The following is a 14478-nucleotide window of genomic DNA, read 5'->3' as shown; positions in this document are numbered from 1 at the left end:
GTCGAAGGAATCCCACCAATCACCAGCTACTGATTTTTATAGAACTGGTAATGATTGATTCATTAGTTATTTTGAAATGTTTGACGAAAGTATTCGCGCTGTGTTACCGAATAGTTAACCGCAGTTTACCAAATCATTATTTGCCAAAGTTGTAGCGCAACGATAACACAGCTGTGGTACCATATTTAATACTGTTCATGATCTTATCGGTAGAAGCCTTATAGCCAGTGCTGGAAGGATTTACTTCATATTTATAATACCAGGCAAATGGCTGGGCCAGGATATCGCTTACAGAAAGCTTTGCTTCCAGCTTATTGTTCATTAATTTTTTGCTAACCTGGAAGTCAAGCACATCTCTCGGCCTTTCATAAATGTCGAGCGCTGCACCATTCTGAGAGCGGTAACGCAAACGGGGCCCGATCCTGTTATACAGGAAGTTCACAGAAAAACCGTCATTGGGTGCTGTATAATTTATACCGCCGTTCACCAGGTAAGGCGATTGTCCCTGCATCGGGCTGCTGATATCAAGACCGTTGAATTGAACCGAACCTTTGATATAGGCTGCATTGGTATAAAAAGTAAGCTGTTCAAAAATTCCGCTGCCAATGAAATCGAGCTTTTTACGGATCTCAATTTCGGCACCATAGGTAACAGCATGGTCGGCATTTACATATGATAGAACATCATTCCCCTGGTTCGTTTGTTCGATAGGTTTATCAAAGTGTTTATAAAATACGCTGGCGCTCATGATCTCACCTGCAGCAGGAAACCACTCGTACCGAAGATCGGCATTGGTATTCAGGCTTCTTTCCAGGTTGGGATTACCACGCACCACAACGTAGTTATCATAATCGTAGGTACCGTAATCTGCCAGCTCTCTGAATTCTGGTCTGTTCACAGACTGGGAACCTGCCAAACGGATATTTGTTTTATTATTTAAAGCATAGGTGAACAACAAAGAAGGTAATACATCGGTATTATCATATACCTGCGTTAGCTTGTTCCTTGCAGACAGCTCCTGGCGGTATTTTTCAATTCTGGCGCCCCAGGTCAATTTAAACTTATCAGAGAATTTATTGTCCAGCATTACATAACCAGCGTTCAATGTGGCATTTCCTTCATACTCCGTTGAGTTACTTTCAATATTGGCCACGGTGAGGTTCAGGTTCTCTACATTTTCAGGGCTGAAAATGGTATTAAAGCTGGTCTCTTTGTCCTGGTTGATCACTAACCGGTTAGCATCCAGTACAGCATATCCCATGGCATACACATCTACACTTCTGTCGCGATAATAATTCATGGTTCCAAACTTCAGTTTCTGCGTTTGCCCTAACCAGTTAAATTGTTTAGTGGCATTGGCAGAAGCACCATAAATATATTCTCCCAGGAAAGAATACACCCGCCCCGCATTCCTGATCTCAGGTGAATTCTCAGTACTTAATACTAAATAGTAATCATTTTCATTTCCCTGATCGGTACGGAAGGAAAGAATACGCTGATCGGGCTGGTTCTTATAAGTATAGGCAAAAGAAGCATTCCAGTCGATCGTCCAATCTTTGCCCAGCCTGTGTAAACCTTCCGCAACAGAATTTGCCAAACCAGCTCCCGAAGCTTCACTATTGGCAGCCCTTGTATAGAACGGTAAACCGTCCGGATCAATTTCATAGCTGGGTCCGTTGCGAAGACCGGTGCTCTTTACGAAGCTGTTGTTAAACAGGTTCTTTAATGATATTTTACTTTTACCATAAGAATAAGTAAGGTTCAGCAGCGCCGTCAGGCTGTTCTTCTCGTCGTAATTATTGGTGTTGTAATCGTACCGTAATTTTTTATCTGCGTCAAAAATATAGTCAGTGCGCTCTCTTTCAGAAACTGCCCGGCCATTACTGTAACCAATAGAATATATATAGCCGAGTTTATTGTTATTTTTTAATACAGCCGTGTTACCACCGGTGTAAGAAGCGCTAATGGCAGGCGCGCTTCTGTAAGCAGCTTCATATCCATAAGTATTCGGGAACATCTTGGTTACCTCATTTTTGAAATCACTGGGATTTGAGATAAAACCAAAACGGTTACGGTAATAGGGACCAGGCATCAGGCGGCTGTCATCAAAAAAGCCCAGCTGATCATATTTGCCTTTAGGATAGCTCCTGTAAAAATTCTTACCGGTAGTTAATGAGTTATAGCTGATATTCAATGACAGTTCACTCAGTTTACGCGAGGGGTAATCTTTGGTGATCACCTTAATGGCGCCACCGGCAAAATCACCAGGTAAATCGGGCGTAGGCGATTTATATACTACCAGGTTATCTACGACTGAAGAAGGGATAATGTCAAAAGAGAATGCTTTTTTATCGGCCTCTGTACTGGGAAGTACAGAATTATTAAGCATCGATACGTTGTAGCGTTCGTTCAAACCACGGATCACCACAAATTTGTTATCCTGTACAGAAGCGCCGCTTACGCGTTTTAACACTTCACCGGTATTCCTGTCTGGAGATTTCTTTATCACTTCCGCTGAGATCCCATCTGAAATGGAGGAGCTGTTCTTTTGCGTTAGATATAAGGAGGAAAGATTCTCTTTACGTATGCTGGCCTTTACCTCTACATTCTGTAACTGTTTTCCCTTTCTTTCCAGAGAAACGTTTACCGTTGCATTGTCGGCACCGGTTACTTCAATATCACTTACCTCTTTATCGGCATATCCTACGCTACTTATAATAAGTGTATATTTTTTATTTCTTGGAACCGTTACAAAGAAACGGCCTTCCACATCGGTGTATATACCTTTTTTATTATCACCTGCCAGAACAACCGAAGCGCCTACTAATGGTGTACCATTTTCTGCGTCAACAACTTTACCGGAGATCTTTCCCGTTGTTGTAGCGGTTTGGGCAAAAGTTGAGATTGTTACAAACAGGGCTATCAGGGTATACAAGAACTTTTTGCTCACGAAAAACAGTTTTATTTGCCGCAAAAGTATCCCGGGGGTGTTATCGCTATGTTACTCCTGTGTTAAGGAATTATTAACTGACCCTTATTTAGCCCCTCCTGAACGCCCTAATGTTAAGGGAACATTACGCTAAGGTTTCGCGAATGTTAACCGAATATTAAATCGTTGAGATTCACCTTATTGCTTAAAAACTGGCACAATAATGATGGGAAATACCCGCTAAGTAGCTGGTTAGGCGCTCTTTAAAACTTGAATTGAAGCCTTGCCGTGAAGATATTGTCCTTTTTATCGCCTGTGTAATCAGTGACAGAAGTCGATTCATTTTTGATGATATCGTACCATAACATCAGGCGCACATTTTCATTGATGATATAATTATAGCCGACAGTGACCGTAGAAAATTTTATATCTGTAGCATTTAAGTTATTACCTCCCTCACCAATTTCTTTACCCTCCACTTCGGTATTCGGATCATACCAATCGTATTTAACACCCACCTGGTGATGTTTGGTGAAATTCTGCAGTAAATAAATAAATGCCCCATCAAACTGCCGCACATAATAAGGCTCGTTCAATAAAGCCGTTGGCGTTTCGCTGGTTCCGGCTGAACCTGTTTGTGTACCCCGCCAATACTCAGCCCGCAGTTCGGTAGAGCCGCCGTTATTCTGCTTCCACTTCAATTGTATATCGGCCCCATAATACTGCCGGGGCGATTTACGGCCAATATTGTCATCAGCCGAATCCACCAGGAAGTGTTTACCATTGTTACCATTGGCTATTTCGTAGGTATATTTTGTGTTTTGGAAGAGCCCGCCGTTTAAATAAGAAAGTCCGCCGGAAATAAAAAATTCTTTGGTAAGCGGGTAAGGCCGCCAGGCAGCGCGGGCTATAAAATCTTTATACGAATCGTATTCGCTGCTGGCAGTAAGGCCCTGGCCATTGAAAACGCCGGCATCTATTTTCAGGTTGCGCAAAGGATGGTCTTTGCGGCGTGGTTCAAATGAAATCATGGCGCCCAGGTCACGTTCATTCCTCATCAGGATCTGCGACATGCGGCCACGCTCAGGTGTTTCGCGGTCGCCGGAGCTCAAATTTACTTCATACCCAAAAGGCCGGGCAAACATACCAGTCGTGAGATTAAGTACATGCCACTTGTTTTCAAATACCCGCCCCCAAAAATCACGGATAACCACGCCACGTTCAGTGCCATCGAACTGGAACGCAAAGTAGAGCGATATCTCATCATTACTATTCATTCGCACATAATCCAGGCGCACCCGGCCCCGCCTGAGCATGAACCTGCTGTTGGATTTTGGCGCAAAGTCGCCTCCATTCCAGCTGTCAACGCCTTTTTCCTGGGCAACCTGGAACTGGGGCTGCATATAACCGGTAAAGTAAATGCGATCGAATTTCTTGTACATCTGTAAAATGCCCTTGCCAACATTGGTACTGGTATCTATCATTTGTGTCAGGAACTGGGCTTGCAACACACCCGAACCAGCAAGGAAAAACAGCAGAATGAAAAGCCTACGGGAAACAGAAGATAACTGTAAACAAGCAAAAGACATTATACCGGTTTTTTGGGGGAGCAATATTAAGCAATTATTATTTTATGAATATTTCTTCAAAACCAGGGCCACCGGCATAAGGTAAACAGGATAATATTGGTATAATATTTTTATTAAGAAAATCAGAAATAAAGCACCCTTACGTCACTAACTGTAGCCATTAGGGAATCAATTGATTAGTTAGCATTTGGTAATCAATTCCTTAAACAATCAGGATCAGTTCTGGCGGCCAATATTATCTTTGTGTTAAGTAATTATTACCGAGCTGCCCTTTTTTTTATCCTATGGTATTAGTTCTATTTTTGCGACAAATTTTAGGTAATGGGCTTAAACTCTATAATGAAGATTTTCATGCCGAAGGATAGGATATTCTACTCCTTATTTGAACAGGTTGCCCAAACTGTGGCTAAAATGGGTAAGGTGATGAAGGAAGTAGTTACAGAACCGGACTTCGATAAAAGGGCTGCACTGATTGCCCAAATTGAGGACCTGGAGCATGTAAACGACGACTACACACACAAGATCTTTACCGAGCTCGGCAGAAATTTCATTACACCCTTCGACCGCGAAGACATCCACTACCTGGCAAGCGCCCTGGATGATATAGCCGACTACATTTTCGCTTCTGCCAAAAAGATCAACTTCTATAAAGTAAATCCCAACGACCAGGGTATTCAAAAAATGGCCGATCTCATTGACCAGGGTTGCGAGCAAATTAAAAATGCGGTACTGCAGCTGCGTGATATGCGCGATATGCGCCAGATCACCGATGCCCTCGTGAAAGTAAACAGCATTGAAAACCAGGCCGACGATATTTTTGATCTAAGCATCGACCGGTTATTTGAGACCGAACCCGATGCAAAAGAGGTTATCAAAAAGCGGGAAATTTACCAGGTTATGGAAATTGTAACCGATAAATGCGAAGATGCCGGTAACGTGATCGAATCTATCATTATTAAATACGCGTAACAGACAGGACCTGTTTTTTACCTAACCGCTGCCGCAATGTTTACATTATTAGTTATTATTATTGTACTCGGACTGACTTTCGATTTGATCAATGGTTTTCATGACGCTGCCAACTCCATAGCTACCGTTGTTTCAACTAAAGTGCTGACCCCCTTTCAGGCGGTTGTTTGGGCAGCCGTTTTCAACTTTGTAGCCTTCTGGATCTTCGATCTGAAAGTGGCCAACACAGTTGCCAAAACCGTACACAGCGATTCCATTAATTTATATGTGATCTTTGCGGGCCTTATTGCCGCTATTGGCTGGAACCTGCTCACCTGGTGGTTTGGTATCCCATCGAGCTCATCGCATACGCTCATCGGCGGTTTTGCAGGTGCTGCAGTGGCCCATGCCGGCAGCTTCGATGTGATTAACCAGAAGGTGATTTTTGATACCATCAAATTTATTGTACTGGCGCCCTTTATCGGCATGTTCATCGCCTTCCTGATAACTGTGCTCATTGTAAACCTTTGCCGCAAGGCCAATCCCTACCATGCAGATAAATGGTTCCGGCGTTTTCAGCTGGTTTCATCTGCGGCATTCAGCCTTGGGCATGGTGGCAGCGATTCACAAAAAGTGATCGGTATTATTACCGCTTCCATGGTGGTATTTGGCGCCTGGTGCGTTAAAAACGGAGTGCCCATACCCGATTGGGCCCTCATCGTGGAAAAAGTAGATGCAAATGGAAAAAGCACTTATGGCCACGTACCGCAATGGATACCCATTACCTGCTATTTATGTATAGCCCTGGGCACCATGATGGGTGGCTGGCGAATCGTTAAAACAATGGGTACCAAGATCACGAAAGTAACACCGCTCGAAGGTGTGGCCGCTGAAACAGCCGGCGCAGTAACCTTATATGGTGTTTCCCAGGGCCTGGGGATTCCCGTAAGCACCACCCACACCATCGCAGGTTCCATTATGGGTGTCGGAATGACAAAACGCTTGTCTGCAGTGCGTTGGGGCATTTCTATCAACCTGCTGTGGGCATGGATCCTTACCATTCCGGTCAGTGGTTTATTTGCTGCCCTTGTATATTTTATCCTGAAATTCATTAATCCGGCTGCGCATTAATATACCGAAGTTCGAAGCAGGAAGTATGAAATAGGAACAAACCGAACTTCATACTTCCTGCTTCATATATATTAATTCCTCTTCCGCTGTCGTCGTACCTCTTACTTCTCAGCCTTGTTTCGCCATGTTCTTAACTGAACAGGATTTGCATATGAAACATCCGGTTCAAGCCCCTACTTTCTACATTGGTTTTGATATTCCAACCGTTTCTTATTACTTTGGCATGATTTATCGCACCCATACGACCTTTAAATAATTGGTGACATGAAAGGAATCATCTTAGCCGGAGGCTCGGGCACACGATTGCACCCAATAACTTATGCTATCAGTAAACAGATCATGCCTATCTATGACAAACCCATGATCTATTATCCACTGTCTACCTTAATGCTGGCAGGCATCCGCGACATTCTCATTATTTCCACGCCGCATGATCTTCCTCAGTTCAAAAGACTATTGAATGACGGCTCACAGCTGGGACTGCGCTTTACCTATGCCGAACAGGCAGTTCCCAATGGACTGGCACAGGCATTCGTCATTGGCGCCGATTTCATTGGAAATGACAGTGTGGCGCTTGTACTTGGTGATAATATCTTCTACGGCGTAGGCCTGGGCGAACAACTGTCCAAAAATAATAACCCGGATGGCGGTATAGTATATGCTTACCATGTCAGCGATCCTGAACGATACGGCGTTGTTGAATTTGATAAGAACAATAAGGTCATTTCCATAGAAGAAAAACCTGCCAATCCCAAGAGCAGCTATGCCGTACCCGGATTATATTTTTATGATAATGACGTGGTAGCCATTGCGCGGGACCTGAAACCCAGTGCGCGCGGCGAATATGAAATTACAGATGTAAATAAAGAATATCTTCGCAGGGGAAAATTAAAAGTTTCCATTCTCGACCGGGGTACCGCCTGGTTAGATACGGGCACTTTTGATTCCCTGATGCAGGCATCCCAGTTTGTACAGGTAATTGAACAGCGGCAAGGCATAAAAATCGCTTGTATCGAAGAGATCGCTTACCGGAAAGGATTTGTTACAAAAGAACAACTGATCACCGTAGCCCAACCCCTGCTGAAAAGCGGATACGGACAATATCTTATGAATGTGCTGAAAGACAACCAATAAGCAATAGACAAAAGGCAATAGACGAAAGTTATTAACCAGCGAGGTAATATATTGTTGAGACACGGAAAGCAAGACGCCATTGTTAGTTGCCCATTGCTGATTGCCAATTGATTTACACATTCACGATCTAAAATAAAACGATACAATGAGCAAAATTCTGGTTACAGGCGGATGTGGTTATATTGGATCCCATACCATAGTCGACCTGATAGAAAATGGCTTTGAAGTAGTTTCCGTCGATGATAATTCCCGGTCAACACCCCGCATTTTAGAAGGTATTGAAAAAATTACCGGCAAGAAAGTAAAGAACTATAAGGTAGACTTATGCGATTTTGATGATACCTATGCTATTTTCCAGGAGAATACCGATATAACCGGCATCATTCATTTCGCAGCCTATAAAGCTGTGGGCGAATCGGTAGAGCAACCCCTGATGTATTTCGAGAACAACATGTTTTCGCTGATCAACCTGCTGAAATGTGTGGCCGAATTCAATATTCCCCATTTTGTTTTTTCTTCCTCCTGTACAGTATACGGTAATCCTGATAAGATCCCTGTCACAGAATCCACGCCGCCCAAACCGGCTGAATCACCGTATGGATACACAAAACAAATGGGCGAACAGATCATCAATGAATTCTCAAAAGCCAATCCGACCAAATGCATTCTGCTGCGCTATTTTAACCCCGTAGGCGCCCACCCTTCTATCCTCATTGGTGAGCTGCCCATAGGCAAACCAGCTAACCTGGTGCCGGTAATTACCCAAACGGCTATTGGCAAAATTCCGGTAATGCAGGTGCATGGCGATGATTACCCCACCCGCGACGGCTCCTGCATTCGCGATTATATACATGTAAGTGATATTGCCCATGCCCATACGCTTTCTATAAAATATTTACAGGAAGGAAGAGGCACCCAGCGTTGTGAAGTATTTAACCTGGGAAGCGGCAATGGCGTATCGGTGCTCGAAGCCATCAAGGCTTTTGAAAAAGTAAGCAATGTTAAACTGAATTATGTCATTGGGCCCCGCCGCCCCGGTGATGTAGTGGCCATTTACGCCAATAACGACCATGCCCGTCAAACGCTGGGCTGGGATACCAAATATTCGCTGGAAGATATGATGACGACCGCCTGGAAATGGGAGCAGCGACTAAAGGCAGATGCCAGCTTTTACCAAAGCAAACCTGCTGATCTGAATTAATACGCAACCGAACAGCAACCTCCATTTGAGCTATGATTGATGGAGCGCCATTTGCGTTTTTTTACCTTACTTTGCACCACCAAATTTTTAACATGCTGAAAGAAATACAGGTAACCGGACAAAAAGATACCCGCAGTGGTTTTGGCGATGGTATTGTGGAAGCAGCCCGTAAGAACCCGAATGTAGTAGCCTTAACAGCCGACCTGGCTGGTTCTATGAAACTGAACCAGTTCATGAAGGAATTTCCCGAGCGCTACGTTCAGGTAGGTATTGCCGAAGCGAACATGATGGGTATTGCAGCCGGCTTAACGATTGGAGGAAAAATTCCTTATACTACCACTTTTGCCAACTTCTCAACCGGCCGTGTATACGACCAGATCCGTCAGTCAATTGCCTATTCCGGCAAAAATGTAAAGATCTGCGCTTCACACGCTGGATTAACTTTAGGTGAAGATGGTGCTACCCACCAGATACTGGAAGATATTGGTTTAATGAAAATGCTGCCCGGCATGACCGTGATCGTACCATGCGATTACAACCAGACCAAAGCAGCTACCATGGCCATTGCTGAATATGTTGGTCCCGTGTACCTGCGTTTTGGCCGTCCTTCCTGGCCCATTTTTACCGCAGCCGATCAAAAATTTGAAATAGGTAAAGCCCAGTTCTTCAGCGAAGGAAAAGACGTTTCCATTTTCGCCTGCGGCCACATGGTATGGAAAGCCATTGAAGCCGGCCGCATTCTGGAAGACAAAGGCCTCAGCGTTGAAGTGGTGAACATTCACACCATTAAACCGCTCGATACCGAAGCTATATTGAAGTCGATCCGCAAAACCCGCTGCGCGGTAACTGTGGAAGAACATAATATCATTGGCGGCTTGGGTGACGCCATTGCACAAACAGCAGCCAAAAGCTTCCCCATTCCCATTGAGTACATTGGTACCAATGATACTTTTGGTGAAAGCGGCACACCTACCCAATTGCTGAAAAAATACGGTCTCGATACACAGAACATCGTTGAAGCAGCACATAAAGTAATTGCCCGCAAAGGCTAATTGCAACGTAAATGGTCAATGGTGAATGGTGAATAGACTTCATCATTCACCATTTTCTATTAGAATATCGTGTATTCCCAATTTATATTGCCTCGTTGCCTATTTCTCCACAAACAACCTGCTTTTCGATTTGGCAAAACTAAGCTCATCATTGTCAAAGTACCTGATCACATAAGGAGGCGATTTGGTGCCTGACCTCTTTTGTTTCTTTGCGCGCATGTATTGAGGTATCAACACCACGGCGGCCAGTACAGGACCCGACAATGCAAAATATAAGAAGGGTTTATAACTCCAGATCGAGATTGCAAAGGTGAAAAGAAAAGCGGCTACCAGCAAATACAGCAGGATGCCAGGCACCCAGGAGATCAAAAAGAAAGTGAGTAAAACCCGGATATTATTCAGATAGATCCTGCCGGGCTTATTAGTTTCTGCAGCAAATTTCTCCGCAAAGTCTGATGTTTTAAGATGGGTACAATATGCCGAAACCAGTTCTGCACTTATCCCTTTCTCTCGCAAATAAGTTTCGAAGGAAAAGATCTTTCCATGCTCGCTTTCGCTTTGTAAACCACCTGAATGGCGCAGGATCTGTTTTATAAATTGCCGATAGGCCGTTTCAGCATCTTTGTGTACAGCATCTGGCTGAATAGATTGGGGCTTGTCCATTTAATAAGTTGTCGGGTCAGGAAATTCGGGTTTGACTGAATGCATGCGAATAGGTTCTATTTCTTGAAGCCTGATCTCACTAAGCTTTTGATCAGGAAAAAGTAGCAGGCTCCTACAAACGCAATACCACCGCCAATGATAAAACGCAGTACATTTATCCAGCTCCATAATGAATAGCCAAAGAGCGAACATACAGTAGCAGTGATCAGGAAAATAATTAAGGAGGCGCCTGCAAGCACCCCGATAAGGCCTCTAAAAAAAGAAAAGGTCCCGTTTTTTTGCGCACGCATAAGAATGGTTGGCTGTTTTAAAGGAAAGACCCGCTGGTCCTTCATTACAATGCTAATAATTAAGGTTCGTATTTCAAATAGGCGGTCGCCGCTTCATGGGTTTTACCCTTTTAAGGCTACACACATAAATCCATTGTAATATGTTGGCTAAAACACTGATTTATACCGTATCATAATATATTTGTTAGAACGTTTAAACTAAGACCTTTCAAGGGGTTCCAATATTTATTCACAGAAAACAGCTAACCTATGGCGGTGACCACGCAAGACAGCGAATTGCTGATGCAATTCCGCGATCCGGCCACTAAAGAAAAGGCCTATACGGCCATTATCCGAAAATACCAGGAAAGACTATACTGGCATATCCGGCGCATGGTAGTGGAACATGAAGATGCGAACGATGTATTACAAAATGTATTTATAAGAGTATGGAATGGACTGGAGAACTTCCGCGAAGATTCCCAGTTATATACATGGCTGTACCGCATTGCTACCAATGAGTGCCTTACGTACCTGGAGCAACAGAAAAAAAAGAGTGCTGTTTCGCTCAGCGATGTGGAAAGCGGACTGGAAAACAAGATCAAGGCCGACAGGCATTTCGATCCTAATAAACTGGAGTGGAAACTGCAATTGGCCATTCAACAATTACCTGAAAAGCAAAGAGTTGTATTTAGCCTGCGGTACTACGACGAAATGCCTTACGAGGAAATGAGCCAGGTGCTGGAAACCTCGGAGGGCGCGCTGAAAGCCTCGTATCACCATGCCGTTAAAAAAATTGAGGATTACATCCTGAATCATTAAACTTTAATTAACAAAATACGTCTCAGTTGGTGCAAAATGGAAAGCAGGAATATCATATTGAAAGAATTGAGGGAGATCAGCCCGGTCGTTGCTGAGATCAGCCACCAGCCTCCTTATGCAGTACCTGCCGGGTACTTTGAAGGGCTGGCTGACCAGCTCTTACAACTGGCCAGGGCAGCAGCCAATAGCCCTGTTTTACCACAATCGATCAATCCTTACCAGGTGCCCGAAGGATATTTTGAAGGCTTCGCCAATGTGATGCTGCAACGCGTAAAGGAAGAAGAAATAACTCTTTCACCTGCTTTGCAAACCGCTAACAACAATCCTTACCAGGCGCCCGAAGGATATTTTGAAGGCTTCGCCAATACGATGCTGCAACGCGTAAAGGAAGAAGAAATAAGCCTTTCACCTGCTTTGCAAGCCGCTAACAACAATCCTTACCAGGCGCCCGAAGGATATTTTGAAGGCTTCGCCAATACGATGCTGCAACGCGTAAAGGAAGAAGAAATAAGCCTTTCACCTGCTTTGCAAGCCGCTAACAACAATCCTTACCAGACGCCCGACGGATATTTTGAAGGCTTCGCCAATACGATGCTGCAACGCGTAAAGGAAGAAGAAATCCGCTTTAAAGCAAGCGCTACCGATAATGCAAATGATGAGCTGGAACTATTATCGCCTTTACTGAGCCAAATTGGTAAACAAATGCCTTTCAGCACACCGGCCGGTTATTTCGACGAGCTGGGTGAGAATGCAGCAGCCGGCGCACAGGCCATTGAATTTGTGAATGGAGAATTGGAGAACCTGTCGCCCCTGATGAAAGGTTTAAACAGGATACAGGTATATGAAGTTCCTGCAGGTTATTTTGAACAACTGCCCGGGCAGGTATTAAAAGCGGTTAAAGCGCAGCAAACAAGCAAGGTTGTAGCTATGAGCTTTCCGCGCCGGGTATTACGGTATGCTGCAGCCGCAATAGTAGGCGGCCTGATCCTTACTGCAGGTTTATTGTATCTGAACAACAGTAATAAAACATCAGATAAAGCCGGGCGTGCTGTGGCTGCCCAGCTCGATAATATCAGCGAGGAAATGCTGGAAAATTATCTCGAGAACCAGCCCCCTGCCCCCTCAGAAACAGTGATAGCGGCTACTATAGCTGCCGACGAAATGGATGCCAGTGATATGAAAGATATGCTGGCCGATGTAACGGATGAAGATCTGCAGCAATATCTTGAGAAATACAGCACGGTAAAAGACATTCAAACTAACTAAACCATGAAAAAATTTATACTCATAATACTGATTGCGTTGGGCGTGTCGGTTTCATCCTCTGCACAGGATGATGACAAGGAAAGAGGCGCCGGTGGCCGTATTGAGGCATTGAAGATCGCGTATCTCACTAAAAAACTAAACCTCAGCACCGATGAAGCGCAGCGGTTTTGGCCCATATACAACCAGTATATGAACGAGATCCGGAAAACAAGGATAGATGCGCGTCAGAATAAGGAAGGAGAAATTCCTACAGAAGAAAAACTATTGAATATCCGTAAGAGGTACAATGGGGAATTTAGCAAGGCCCTGTCCTCTGAAAAAGTAAATACATTCTTTAAAGCTGAAAAAGAATTCGGCACCGTGCTGCAAAAAGAACTGATGGAACGCAGGATGCAACGCATGGAGAACCGGAAATCTTTGCGGCAGTAAGAAATCAAACTAGGTGTTTTTCATAGGTTAGCAATGGCCGGCTCTTTCCAGGGCAGGCCTTTTTTGTCTATTGCCGTTTGCCAATTGCCTATTGCCCATTGCATGTTGCCTATTGCATGTTGCCCATTGCTGTATTGCCGTTTGCCAATCGCCTATTGCCCATTGCCGAGTTGCCCATTGCCTATTGCATGTTGCCTATTGCTGTATTGCCCATTGCCAATTGCCTATTGCCCATTGCCCATTGCCAATTGCCTATTGCCCATTGCGGTATTGTCTATTGCCTATTGCCCATTGCCAATTGACTTAAAACTCCCACACAGGATTTTGCACATCATGATAGAAAAGGAACATCCATTTCTCCTGTTCCCCTTGCTCCCACCACTGCTGGCGCAGCTCCATACATTTTTTTCCATCATAATCATATTTGGCAATGAAGCGGCTGCGCATTTGTTGTAGCTGAGGTGCATCATCGCCGCCAAAGAATACCGTTTCACCGCCATCAACGATCCAGTATACCTGGTGGAACTTGCTATGTGCTCCGGTTATTTCATATTTTATGTACCCATCAATAACCCCGTTGCCATCGAGCCATTCTACCTGCGATGCATTTTTCAGAATATCCAGCTCTTCAGGTATATAAGAAGGGAACCCTTTCTCATATACATACTCCATTTCCTTTTTCTGAATATAATAACGGGCCTGCGGAAAGCTGAGCGTTCGCTCAGACCCCGATCCCATGGCCACGCCGCCGGCATGATCTTTATGCAAATGCGTCATCAGCACTTTCGTCACCTCACCGGGATTGATGCCATTATCCATTAAATTCTGATGCAATTGTAAGCGGCCCTGCGCATTGGTGAAACCCAGGCCCGTATCCAGCAGCAACACATCTTCTGAAGTAACAACCACAAATGGCTGAATTTCTACCAGCAGGCTGCCTACCGGCCTTTCCTGCAGATCATCTTTACCAGTATCGAAAGGAACAAATTGTTTTGTTTTATCTATCGTAAAGGTGCCTTCGCTCAGGGGAATAACTTTCATGTTC

Annotated in this window: 13 protein-coding genes; 8 read left to right on the top strand and 5 right to left on the bottom strand. The window is 44.4% G+C overall.

Going from position 1 to position 14478, the window contains the following annotated elements:
- Nucleotides 1-136: 136 nt before the first annotated feature.
- Nucleotides 137-2950, bottom strand: a complete 2814-nt coding sequence (locus JT717_RS02880) for a TonB-dependent receptor (RefSeq protein ID WP_205508673.1) — start codon at nt 2948-2950, stop codon at nt 137-139.
- A 242-nt stretch (nt 2951-3192) separates the two neighbouring features.
- Nucleotides 3193-4518: a porin gene (locus tag JT717_RS02875; RefSeq protein ID WP_205508672.1), complete on the bottom strand. Its 1326-nt coding sequence runs from the start codon at nt 4516-4518 to the stop codon at nt 3193-3195.
- 339 nt (nt 4519-4857) lie between these two features.
- On the opposite strand from JT717_RS02875, the gene JT717_RS02870 reads away from it, so the two are divergent.
- The 5 genes from JT717_RS02870 to JT717_RS02850 all read left to right on the top strand — a co-directional run bounded on the left by JT717_RS02870 (nt 4858) and on the right by JT717_RS02850 (nt 9984).
- Nucleotides 4858-5487, top strand: a complete 630-nt coding sequence (locus JT717_RS02870) for a DUF47 domain-containing protein (RefSeq protein ID WP_240347787.1) — start codon at nt 4858-4860, stop codon at nt 5485-5487.
- A gap of 36 nt (nt 5488-5523) precedes the next feature.
- Nucleotides 5524-6597, top strand: coding sequence for an inorganic phosphate transporter (locus JT717_RS02865; protein WP_205508670.1), 1074 nt, complete (start codon nt 5524-5526; stop codon nt 6595-6597).
- A 264-nt stretch (nt 6598-6861) separates the two neighbouring features.
- Nucleotides 6862-7731 carry a glucose-1-phosphate thymidylyltransferase RfbA gene (gene rfbA / locus JT717_RS02860; RefSeq protein WP_205508669.1) on the top strand — a complete coding sequence of 290 codons (870 nt, stop codon included), beginning with the start codon at nt 6862-6864 and terminating at the stop codon, nt 7729-7731.
- 145 nt (nt 7732-7876) lie between these two features.
- Complete coding sequence (gene galE / locus JT717_RS02855; RefSeq protein ID WP_205508668.1) at nt 7877-8932, top strand: UDP-glucose 4-epimerase GalE; 1056 nt, start codon at nt 7877-7879, stop codon at nt 8930-8932.
- Between the two features lie 92 nt (nt 8933-9024).
- Complete coding sequence (locus JT717_RS02850) at nt 9025-9984, top strand: transketolase family protein (RefSeq protein ID WP_205508667.1); 960 nt, start codon at nt 9025-9027, stop codon at nt 9982-9984.
- A 99-nt stretch (nt 9985-10083) separates the two neighbouring features.
- Here JT717_RS02850 and JT717_RS02845 read toward each other — a convergent pair whose 3' ends face one another.
- A complete protein-coding gene (locus tag JT717_RS02845) occupies nt 10084-10647 on the bottom strand; it encodes a hypothetical protein (protein ID WP_205508666.1) in 564 nt (187 codons plus the stop codon).
- A gap of 56 nt (nt 10648-10703) precedes the next feature.
- A complete protein-coding gene (locus JT717_RS02840) occupies nt 10704-10937 on the bottom strand; it encodes a hypothetical protein (protein ID WP_205508665.1) in 234 nt (77 codons plus the stop codon).
- 249 nt (nt 10938-11186) lie between these two features.
- Here JT717_RS02840 and JT717_RS02835 point away from each other — a divergent pair, with 249 nt between their 5' ends.
- Genes JT717_RS02835 through JT717_RS02825 form a run of 3 tightly spaced genes read left to right on the top strand, consistent with a single transcriptional unit; the run spans nt 11187 to nt 13433 of the window.
- Nucleotides 11187-11738 carry an RNA polymerase sigma factor gene (locus JT717_RS02835; protein ID WP_205508664.1) on the top strand — a complete coding sequence of 184 codons (552 nt, stop codon included), beginning with the start codon at nt 11187-11189 and terminating at the stop codon, nt 11736-11738.
- A 36-nt stretch (nt 11739-11774) separates the two neighbouring features.
- Entirely contained in the window at nt 11775-13004 is a 1230-nt protein-coding gene (locus tag JT717_RS02830; protein ID WP_205508663.1) for a hypothetical protein, read from the top strand.
- Nucleotides 13005-13007: 3 nt separating this feature from the next.
- The gene (locus tag JT717_RS02825; protein ID WP_205508662.1) at nt 13008-13433 is read left to right on the top strand and encodes a hypothetical protein; all 426 of its coding nucleotides are present in this window, start codon (nt 13008-13010) and stop codon (nt 13431-13433) included.
- Between the two features lie 303 nt (nt 13434-13736).
- Here JT717_RS02825 and JT717_RS02820 read toward each other — a convergent pair whose 3' ends face one another.
- A complete protein-coding gene (locus tag JT717_RS02820; protein WP_205508661.1) occupies nt 13737-14474 on the bottom strand; it encodes an MBL fold metallo-hydrolase in 738 nt (245 codons plus the stop codon).
- Nucleotides 14475-14478: the final 4 nt, after the last annotated feature.

This window comes from Longitalea arenae, assembly GCF_016924755.1.
GTDB lineage: Bacteria > Bacteroidota > Bacteroidia > Chitinophagales > Chitinophagaceae > Niastella > Niastella arenae.
This window is presented reverse-complemented; position numbering and strand designations above follow the sequence as displayed.

Bases quoted from the DNA above. Each gene is read 5' to 3' on its own strand.
- JT717_RS02870 (WP_240347787.1), top strand. From the start codon at position 4,858: ATGAAGATTTTCATGCCGAAGGATAGGATATTCTACTCCTTATTTGAA.
- JT717_RS02845 (WP_205508666.1), bottom strand. From the start codon at position 10,647: ATGGACAAGCCCCAATCTATTCAGCCAGATGCTGTACACAAAGATGCT.
- JT717_RS02825 (WP_205508662.1), top strand. From the start codon at position 13,008: ATGAAAAAATTTATACTCATAATACTGATTGCGTTGGGCGTGTCGGTT.
- JT717_RS02840 (WP_205508665.1), bottom strand. From the start codon at position 10,937: ATGCGTGCGCAAAAAAACGGGACCTTTTCTTTTTTTAGAGGCCTTATC.
- JT717_RS02850 (WP_205508667.1), top strand. From the start codon at position 9,025: ATGCTGAAAGAAATACAGGTAACCGGACAAAAAGATACCCGCAGTGGT.
- JT717_RS02820 (WP_205508661.1), bottom strand. From the start codon at position 14,474: ATGAAAGTTATTCCCCTGAGCGAAGGCACCTTTACGATAGATAAAACA.
- JT717_RS02865 (WP_205508670.1), top strand. From the start codon at position 5,524: ATGTTTACATTATTAGTTATTATTATTGTACTCGGACTGACTTTCGAT.
- JT717_RS02830 (WP_205508663.1), top strand. From the start codon at position 11,775: ATGGAAAGCAGGAATATCATATTGAAAGAATTGAGGGAGATCAGCCCG.
- rfbA (WP_205508669.1), top strand. From the start codon at position 6,862: ATGAAAGGAATCATCTTAGCCGGAGGCTCGGGCACACGATTGCACCCA.
- JT717_RS02875 (WP_205508672.1), bottom strand. From the start codon at position 4,518: ATGTCTTTTGCTTGTTTACAGTTATCTTCTGTTTCCCGTAGGCTTTTC.
- galE (WP_205508668.1), top strand. From the start codon at position 7,877: ATGAGCAAAATTCTGGTTACAGGCGGATGTGGTTATATTGGATCCCAT.
- JT717_RS02835 (WP_205508664.1), top strand. From the start codon at position 11,187: ATGGCGGTGACCACGCAAGACAGCGAATTGCTGATGCAATTCCGCGAT.